This window comes from Faecalibacillus sp. TM498, assembly GCF_020589955.1.
GTDB classification, from domain to species: Bacteria; Bacillota_I; Bacilli_A; order Erysipelotrichales; family Coprobacillaceae; genus Faecalibacillus; species Faecalibacillus intestinalis.
Window position 1 is genome coordinate 1 of the sequence record NZ_JAJDKB010000117.1, and the last position, 1,326, is coordinate 1,326.

At 31.2% G+C, this 1,326-nt stretch carries 3 protein-coding genes; all 3 read left to right on the forward strand.

Annotated features, from left to right (window positions below):
• Positions 1-20: 20 nt before the first annotated feature.
• A complete protein-coding gene (tnpA, locus tag LJD32_RS14870; protein ID WP_227392806.1) occupies positions 21-419 on the forward strand; it encodes an IS200/IS605 family transposase in 399 nt (132 codons plus the stop codon).
• A 5-nt stretch (positions 420-424) separates the two neighbouring features.
• A complete protein-coding gene (locus tag LJD32_RS14875; RefSeq protein ID WP_227403836.1) occupies positions 425-625 on the forward strand; it encodes a helix-turn-helix domain-containing protein in 201 nt (66 codons plus the stop codon).
• Between the two features lie 27 nt (positions 626-652).
• Positions 653-1,326 (forward strand): transposase (locus LJD32_RS14880; RefSeq protein ID WP_318532682.1); only part of this gene is annotated, 674 nt, incomplete at its 3' end.

The following is a 1,326-nucleotide window of genomic DNA, read 5'->3' on the forward strand; positions in this document are numbered from 1 at the left end:
ATTTTAGAAAGGATATTGCTATGGAACTTGATACTAATAATCATTCAGTGTTCATGCTTAATTATCATTTAATTATGTGTGTCAAATACAGGAATAATGTTATTGATGATGCTATCTCATTACGGCTTAAAGAGATATTTAAAAACATATGCCTTAATTATAATATTTCGTTGGAAGAATGGAATCACGATAAAGACCATGTTCATGTACTGTTCAGAGGACAGCCTAATAGTGAGATTTCTAAATTTATCAATGCTTATAAATCAGCAAGCAGTAGACTTATAAAAAAAGAATATCCAGAAATCAAGGAACATTTATGGAAGGATATGTTCTGGTCACAAAGCTATTGTTTGATATCTACAGGCGGGGTGACCGTAGATATTATTAAGGAATATATTCAAACGCAAGGAAGGAGGTAAAATATATGTCAAAAGCAAACAAAAGTAACAAGGCAATTAAATATAGACTCTATCCAAATGATGAACAAAAAGTCATGTTTGCAAAAACTTTTGGTTGCTGTCGTTTTGTTTATAACCAATTACTTGCCTTACAAAAACAAAGATACAAAGATGGAGAATCCCATCTTTGTAAGCTTAAATCAAATGAGTTCGCTACTCGTACATAAAAAAAAGATTATGATTTTCTCAAAGAAATAGATAAATTTGTTGTTTCAAATGCCGTTTTTCATTTAGCAGACGCCTATGACAGATTTTTTAAAAAACAAAATCATTTCCCTAAATTCAAAAGCAAAAGAAAATCTAAAAAGTCGTATACAACAAATTTTACCAACAACAATATTCTTATTGGTAAAAATGTCATAAAGCTTCCTAAAGTTGGAATGGTCAAAGCTGTTATTCATAAGCTGCCTAAAGATGATTGGAAGCTTAAATCTGTTACTGTCTCTCAAGATAGTGTCGGTAACTATTTTGCTTCCGTTCTTTTCGAATATGAACAGGAAGACATTCCATCTGTTTCCAAATCAAGTACAAATTCTATTGGACTTGACTATAAATCCGATGGACTTTATATGGACAGTAATGGGAATAAAGCAGGAGTTCATAAATACTATCGAGAAAGTCATAAGAAGCTTGCTAAACAACAAAGAAGACTTTCACGAAAAGCAGGTTCTAAAAAGAATGAAACAAAATCAAGTAACTATTTTAAACAAATGAGAAAGGTAAACAGAATCTATAGAAAAATAGCGAATCAACGTCTCGACAGTCTTCATAAGAAATCTACTGAGATAGCCAATCAGTATGATATCGTATGTGTCGAAAACTTAGATATGAAAGCTATTGGAAATAAAGGTTTTGGCAATGGAAAAGC